The sequence below is a fragment of the Pseudopedobacter sp. genome (assembly GCF_040392825.1).
Taxonomy (GTDB): Bacteria; Bacteroidota; Bacteroidia; order Sphingobacteriales; family Sphingobacteriaceae; genus Pseudopedobacter.
This window is the reverse complement of sequence record NZ_JBEBVH010000199.1, coordinates 1-7,559: the sequence shown is the minus strand read 5'-3', so window position 1 is coordinate 7,559 and position 7,559 is coordinate 1. Positions and strand designations below refer to the sequence as shown.

Annotated in this window: 6 protein-coding genes; 2 read left to right on the top strand and 4 right to left on the bottom strand. The window is 34.7% G+C overall.

All coding sequences use genetic code 11. The features are described from left to right. Positions 1-269 precede the first annotated feature (269 nt). Positions 270-1,352, bottom strand: coding sequence for a mannose-1-phosphate guanylyltransferase (locus ABWO41_RS13360; protein WP_353138865.1), 1,083 nt, complete (start codon positions 1,350-1,352; stop codon positions 270-272). Between the two features lie 9 nt (positions 1,353-1,361). Beyond that, positions 1,362-2,330 (bottom strand): KpsF/GutQ family sugar-phosphate isomerase, encoded by a 969-nt coding sequence (locus tag ABWO41_RS13355; RefSeq protein WP_353138862.1) that lies wholly within the window; start codon positions 2,328-2,330, stop codon positions 1,362-1,364. A gap of 92 nt (positions 2,331-2,422) precedes the next feature. Between ABWO41_RS13355 and recQ the strand changes: the two genes are divergently transcribed. Then, positions 2,423-4,609: a DNA helicase RecQ gene (recQ, locus tag ABWO41_RS13350; protein ID WP_353138855.1), complete on the top strand. Its 2,187-nt coding sequence runs from the start codon at positions 2,423-2,425 to the stop codon at positions 4,607-4,609. An 11-nt stretch (positions 4,610-4,620) separates the two neighbouring features. Next, positions 4,621-5,427: a 3-deoxy-8-phosphooctulonate synthase gene (gene kdsA / locus ABWO41_RS13345; RefSeq protein WP_353138852.1), complete on the top strand. Its 807-nt coding sequence runs from the start codon at positions 4,621-4,623 to the stop codon at positions 5,425-5,427. Here the strand turns inward: kdsA and ABWO41_RS13340 are convergent. Both ABWO41_RS13340 and ABWO41_RS13335 read right to left on the bottom strand, forming a co-directional pair. Continuing rightward, entirely contained in the window at positions 5,424-6,596 is a 1,173-nt protein-coding gene (locus ABWO41_RS13340; protein WP_353138849.1) for an acyltransferase family protein, read from the bottom strand. The genes kdsA and ABWO41_RS13340 overlap by 4 nt on opposite strands. Further along, positions 6,589-7,559 (bottom strand): glycosyltransferase (locus ABWO41_RS13335; protein ID WP_353138846.1); only part of this gene is annotated, 971 nt, incomplete at its 5' end. The genes ABWO41_RS13340 and ABWO41_RS13335, both read right to left, overlap by 8 nt.

Sequence of the window (7,559 nt, the reverse complement as noted above, 5' to 3'; positions counted from 1 at the left end):
CATTTTTTACCTCGATAAGTAAAAACACTGACAGGGTATTTATATTCGGGAGATAGTCTATGATAGCAAGCAACCGCTTATGCGAACATAGAAATGGTTAATGATATAGATATAAAAATGGACCTTTAAGTTTGTGTATAAATAGTACCTCTGTCAGGGTAGCGCTCTCTCAAAGAGAACCCTGCGATAACAAAACTTTAATAGAGAGATCATCTCCCTCATCCGTCCTTCGGACACCTTCTTTATTGTTAAATGGTGTGATAATATTTTTAAATATATTCCTGTCCGAATTTTTGTTTTACATCAGCAACTATTTCCTTAACATGCTGTTCGTTTTTTCTGGGACAGATTAAAAGAGTATCATTCGATTCCACCACAATATAATCATGCAGTCCTTCTAAAATTACCATCTTTCCTTTAGGCACATTCACCATACAATTAGAAGAATTATACATCATTACTTTTTCTTTGTTGGTTACGGCATTTCCTACATAATCTTTATCTGAAAGTTCGTAAACCGAAGCCCAGGTACCTAAATCAGACCAACCGAAATCTGCCGGCATTACATATACATTATTGGCTTTTTCCATAATGCCATAATCAATGGAAATATTTACGCATTTCTGAAACCCTGCCTGGATATAAGCAGATTCCGATTCAGTATTATAATGTTTTTCACCTTCTTTGAATATTTCGTTCATATCGGGCAGAAACTTATCAAAAGCGGCATTAATAGAATTTGCAGACCAGACAAAAATGCCAGAATTCCATAAGAAATCTCCGCTGGCCAAAAAGGTTTCTGCAATTTCTAAATTAGGCTTTTCTGTAAAAGTTCTCACCTTATGCAGATCTTCACAAAGGAGTTCATCCGAATATTGAATATAGCCGTAACCTGTATCTGGTCTGGATGGCTTAATACCCAAAGTAATAAGACAGTCGTACTTTTCAGACGCATCCAAAGCTTTGTTGATAGTTTCAACAAAATTCTCTGTGTCTAAAATTAAGTGGTCTGACGGTGCCACTACAATATTTGCATTTGTATTGATCTTCCTGATCTTTGCTGTTCCATAAGCTATGCAAGGTGCTGTATTTCGCATAACCGGTTCGCAGATTATCTGGTGTTCGGAAAGCTCCGGAAGATGTTCCTTAACCAAAGAACGATATATTTCATTGGTTAAAATGTAAATGTTTTCTACAGGTACAATTTTCTTAAACCTGTTAAAGGTAGTTTGTAAAAGGCTTTGTCCTGTTCCTAAGATATCTAAAAACTGTTTCGGAAAAGATGTTCTGCTAACCGGCCAAAAGCGGCTTCCAACCCCTCCAGCCATAATTAGTGCAAAATTGTTACTCATTATAAAAAATTATATGATACCTTCTTTTAATAAATCATGTAGATGAATAATACCCTCGTAAGCATTATCATCGTCAATAACTACAATTTGGGTAATATTGTTTTCTCTCATTATTTTTAATGCATTTACAGCAAGTTCATCTGCGTGAATAGTTTTCGGGTTGGAACTCATAATGTCTTTTGCCGATAACTTATCAAAGTAAGTGAATTTTTCCATCATTCTTCTCAAATCACCATCAGTTATTACTCCTTTTATATAATTATTTTCAGAAACCGCCGTAATTCCCAGTCTTTTTTTAGTTATTTCTAAAATAACCTGCCTAATATTACTATTTAGATTCACTTCAGGCTTGTCATTTTGAGAAGATAAGTCTCTAACCTTTAAATAAAGCCGCTTTCCTAAGGAACCACCGGGATGAAATTTTGCAAAATCTTCGGAAGTAAATCGCCTTAATTCCAATAAACAAATGGCAATAGCATCGCCCAGTACCAACTGTGCAGTTGTACTGGTCGTGGGTGCCAGATTCAATGGACAAGCTTCCGCTTCTATTGTTGCATTAATAACAAAGTCAGACTGCTTTGCTAAATAGGAATTTGTATCGGCAACAATACAAGCTAAGGGGTTATTGCCTTGCTTTAATAGCGGAATAAGAACTTTAATTTCGGATGTATTCCCGCTTTTAGAAACGCATAAAACCAAATCGTTACTTTGAATTATACCTAAATCTCCGTGTATGGCCTCGGCGGCATGCATAAAAATAGAAGGAGTACCGGTAGAATTTAAAGTAGCTACTATTTTTTGTCCTATAATTGCGCTTTTACCAATGCCTGTTACAATAACGCGTCCCTTTAGTTGAATTATAGTTTCTACCAGATTTACAAAATCATCGTTAAGATAGTCTGCAAGCTTTGCAATTGCTTCTGATTCTGTGGATAAAGTGTTCTTAGCGGATGAGATTATTTCTTCGCGGGATTTCAAAATGAAAAAGTTTAAATATTAGTACGAAATTATCGCAAATTTATGTTATTTTGAAGTTTAAAATTAGCATCGGTTAATTTTTCGTTTTTAAAATGCAGATTAAAAAATCATTAATAGATAATTTACAAACATTTTTTGGTTTTGATAACTTCAAGGGAGACCAGGAGGCTATCATTACCAGTATCTTAAATAAAGAAGATACGTTTGTAATTATGCCTACGGGAGGTGGAAAATCAATTTGTTATCAGTTGCCAGCTTTAATGAGTGAAGGAACGGCGTTGGTAATTTCTCCATTAATTGCCTTGATGAAAAATCAGGTAGATCAGTTGCGGGCTTTTGGTGGCTATGATAGTATAGCCCACTTTCTAAATTCCTCTTTAACAAAGACCGAGACAAACAAAGTTCGGGAAGATGTCATATCTGGCAAGACAAAATTATTGTACGTTGCTCCAGAATCTTTAATTAAGCAAGAAAATATCGATTTTCTAAGGTCGGTTACTGTTTCTTTTGTTGCAGTGGACGAAGCTCACTGTATTTCTGAATGGGGGCATGATTTCCGTCCGGAATATAGGAAGATCAGACAAGTTATCAATAATATTCGCGAAGGTATTCCTGTTATAGCACTTACAGCTACGGCAACACCAAAAGTTCAGACCGATATCCAGAAGAACCTTGGTATGATGAAAGCAAACGTCTTTAAGTCTTCATTCAACAGAAGTAATCTTTTCTATGAAGTAAGACCTAAAGGAAACGTTTTCAAAGACATCATTAAATATATCAAGAACAATCCTGGTAAATCCGGAATTGTGTACTGCTTAAGCCGCAAAAAAGTAGAGGAAGTAGCGAATGCTTTAGAAATAAACGGAATACGCTCTCTTCCTTATCATGCAGGTTTGGATGCTAAAGTAAGAGCAGAAACTCAGGATAAGTTTTTGATGGAAGAGGTTGATGTTATTGTGGCTACTATAGCGTTCGGAATGGGAATAGACAAGCCGGATGTGCGCTATGTAATTCACCATGATATTCCAAAAAGTATGGAAGGTTACTATCAGGAAACTGGTAGAGCAGGAAGAGATGGAGGAGAAGGTGCCTGTATAGCGTTTTACTCTGAAAAAGACGTTGATAAGCTAGCCAAATTCATGAAAGACAAACCAGTTTCCGAAAGAGAAATTGGTACACAAATACTGAAAGAGGTTATCGATTATTCAGAATCAGCAGTTTGCAGAAGGAAACAAATTCTTCATTATTTTGGAGAAAACTTTAACGAAGCGGGTTGTAACGATATGTGCGATAACTGTCGCGCTCAAAAGCAGTATTTTCAAGCCGAGGAATATTTAACCAGATTGCTGAAAATGGTGAAAGATTTTGGAGAGAAATTCGATGATCATCATTTACTAAATGTATTAATGGGTATAGAAACTGCCCAGGTACACTCATACAAACAAGCTCAGTCTGAATATTTTGGCTCTGGAAAGCAAGATGGGCCGATGTTATGGAAATCATTAATCAGACAAGCCGTTCTGAATAACTTTTTAGCTAAAGATGTAGACAACTTTGGTTTACTGAAGTTAACAAAAAGCGGAGCAGCTTACTTAACAAGTCCTTACTCTTTAAGATTTGTTTTGAATAGGGAAATGGTTGCTGTTGAAGAAGAAGACCAGTCTGCGAAACAGGGGGGAAGCGCCTTGGATACCCAGTTGCTTCAAATGTTAAAAGAGCTAAGGAAAAAGATCGCAAAACAAAAAAGTTTGCCTCCGTTTGTCATTTTCCAGGATCCATCGTTAGAAGAAATGTGTACGCATTATCCTGTAACTATGGATGAGCTGAAGCATATTTCTGGTGTAGGAAATGGAAAAGCCATGAAGTTTGGTGCTCCTTTTATAGAACTTATTAAAAAACATGTTGAAGAAAACGAAATTGACAGACCCGTTGATTTTGTAATGAAAACAACAGCTAATAAATCTGCGTTAAAAGTTTCGATTATCCAAAATATTGACAGGCAGATCTCATTGGAAGATATTGCGTCTGCAAAAGGTATATCTTTTGAAGATCTGCTAAAGGAGGTGGAATCTATTGTAAGTTCGGGAACCAAGCTAAATATTTCGTACTATATAGACGAAATTATTGACGATGACAGACAGGACGAAGTTTTTGATTATTTCAAAGCGGCAGAGATAGATTCTATTGATAAGGCTTTAGAGGAATTGGGGACTGATGACTATAACAGAGAAGAGATCCAGTTGATGAGAATTAAGTTTTTATCGGAACTTGGAAATTAGCAAAGACATTTATGAACTTAGATAAACTTAAAAACCAGGATGCCGGTAATTTTTTCTTAATGGCAGGTCCCTGTGCAATTGAAGGCGAAGAAATTGCACTCAGAATTGCGGAGAAAATAGTAACGATTACCGACAAATTGCAGATTCCTTATATATTCAAAGGATCATTTAAAAAAGCTAATCGCTCAAGAATAGATTCTTTTACAGGCATTGGAGACGAAAAAGCTTTAAAAATTCTGGAGAAAGTAGGAAAAGAATTTGATGTTCCTACGGTAACAGATATTCACGAAAGTAACGACGCGGCGATGGCGGCTGCTTATGTAGATGTGTTGCAAATCCCCGCTTTTTTATGTAGGCAAACAGATTTATTAATTGCCGCAGCGGAAACAGGTAAGTTCGTAAATATTAAGAAGGGACAATTTCTTTCTGCGGGTTCTATGAAGTTTGCAGTAGATAAAATTAAGGATTCTGGCAATAACAATGTGATTCTTACAGATAGAGGTAATACTTTTGGATACCAGGATCTTATTGTAGATTTTCGCGGAATACCAGAAATGAGGGAGTTTGACGTTCCGGTTGTTATGGATTGTACACATTCTTTACAACAGCCTAATCAAACATCGGGCGTAACAGGAGGTAAGCCAGCTCTAATTGAAACAATTGCTAAAGCAGCAATTGCTGTTGGTACAGATGGTTTATTTATTGAAACTCACCCCGATCCGAAAAATGCGAAATCTGATGGAGCTAATATGCTTCATCTGGATTTACTTGAGGATTTGTTAACTAAATTAGTGAAAATAAGAAAAGCGATAATTTAATTATCGCTTTTTTTGTTCTTTGCACTAAGCAACCTTTTTCCGTAATTCATAAAAGGCTTCTCTATTGCTATATAAGTGATCCAACTTAATAAAAAAGTTAAAATTAAGAATACTGCAAAACTTGTATAAGTAAGTTGGTCTTTATTTTTATAAAAGGGTTGACATAAATGGAAAGATAGTGGGATTATCATACTATGGATCATGTAAAATGAGTAGGATATATTAGCTCCGAAACTCATAATTCCGGAAGATAAAGAACTTTTAATCTTTATTGGTACGTTTAACAATTTACTGGGATATACCTGTTTGTGCTTATCTAAAAACATGAATAAATAAATCACGATGCAGACAATTGTACTAATATATGTTACAGTAAAAAAACAGATTGCAAGCAAGTTAAGGTGAACTAAGTAACTTCTGCATTGACCTAATTTGTATTTGGCCATAACTATACCTAAGCAGAAATATATCATTTTATGAGACAATAAAGAGGGCGCCCCAAATACTCCAAGAAAGCCGGGAGTTTCCCAAATGCCAACAAGTTTTAAAGTTAATATATAAAGGACTACAGAAATAAAGATTAGACTAATTAACTTTTTGCTCGTGTTACAAAAGAGGAATATAAAAGGAAATAAGATATAGAATTGCACTTCTGTAGATAAGCTCCATGCAGGCCCCAATATACTTGCATTTATATAAGGAATCAAACCATGTACGAAAGTTAAATGAGATATAAGATCAATTAGCCCAACATTTTTGTTTGCTCCATAAGTAAAAGATTGCATATCTCTTTCGAAAAATATATCATGAACATTGATAGATTGTTGATTTATAAAATTGAAAGAGAAGTATGCTATTAAAATGATAATAAAATATACAGGATATAATCTGAAAAACCTCTTAATATAGAATTTTGTCCATGTTTTAGAAGAGGATGGACTATCTCTTTCCTGATTTATAATGTAATGATATGTCATTAAAAAACCTGTAATGACTATAAATCCATTGACTGCCGGACCAGGATACATAAGAATATACCAAAAAGGAAATTTTAGAAAATCTGGACCTCCGATATGTTGATAAAAATGCCCTACAGCTACCCAAAGTGCTAATAGTATTCTCAAACCATTTAAAAACTTTGTGTCAGAGAAGGGAAAACTATTAGTCATTTAATAAGATATTATAGAAGTCAATGGTTCTGTCGGCAATGTGTTCCGGAGAGAAGTTATCCGATTGAAAGTGTACAATATTATTGGCTTTGATGATTGTTTCCGTCGCCTTAGCTAAAGAGTCTGCAGATATATCTCCATCATAAAGTAAAATTAAATCCTCACCGACTTCTTCACGCAGTTCTCGAAACACGGCCCTGTCTGGACAAAGTGTAGGTTTGTTGAAACTAAGGTTAAGAAATACGGAACCAGAATTGAACACATCCTGATATGGTGTTACAACCAAATCGCAAGCATTAAGATATATTTGTAAATCCGTATCATTAATGAATTCATTAAATAAACTGATGTCTGATTTGTCTTTACCTAAATCTGCAATCTGATCTTGTAGCTCCTCATGTATTTTTCCAGCAATAAGAAGATGCTTGTTTTCTAAATTCAATTGGTTGAACGCATAAATAAGTCGAGGCAGATTCTTGTACTTTCTTATCTGACCCAGAAATAGGAAAATAAATTTATCTTTTTGAATATTTAGTTTTTTCCGACTTTCTTCTTTATTAATAACATTTGGATAATATCCAATATAATGTGGGTGAGGTATTAAAGCAAAATGCTGCCTGTTAATTTGGTTAGCTTTTTTCTTAATTAACTCCAGACCATTCTTGTTTAAGCTGATAAAGCCGTCCACATATTTATACAATAAATCGTTCAGTTCCTTTTGTAATTTGGGATGATCTTTTTCATGCCCGTTTAAATTATGTACAGTCCATACAATTTTCTTTCCCAATAACTTAATGAGGAGGAGGAAACATTTAAAGACAAAAACTCTTCTTTTTGCCTGTAAATAGGTTGAATAAGTTAAAATGTTAGTTGGCCAATGTATATGAAATATACTAAAATCATTAGAGATAGCATATTTCAATACGTTTTTTATATTAAAATCGAAATCAATGATTTTATGAC

Coding starts and splice junctions, on each gene's coding strand:
- recQ (WP_353138855.1), top strand. CDS start 2,423: ATGCAGATTAAAAAATCATTAATAGATAATTTACAAACATTTTTTGGT.
- ABWO41_RS13360 (WP_353138865.1), bottom strand. CDS start 1,352: ATGAGTAACAATTTTGCACTAATTATGGCTGGAGGGGTTGGAAGCCGC.
- ABWO41_RS13340 (WP_353138849.1), bottom strand. CDS start 6,596: ATGACTAATAGTTTTCCCTTCTCTGACACAAAGTTTTTAAATGGTTTG.
- kdsA (WP_353138852.1), top strand. CDS start 4,621: ATGAACTTAGATAAACTTAAAAACCAGGATGCCGGTAATTTTTTCTTA.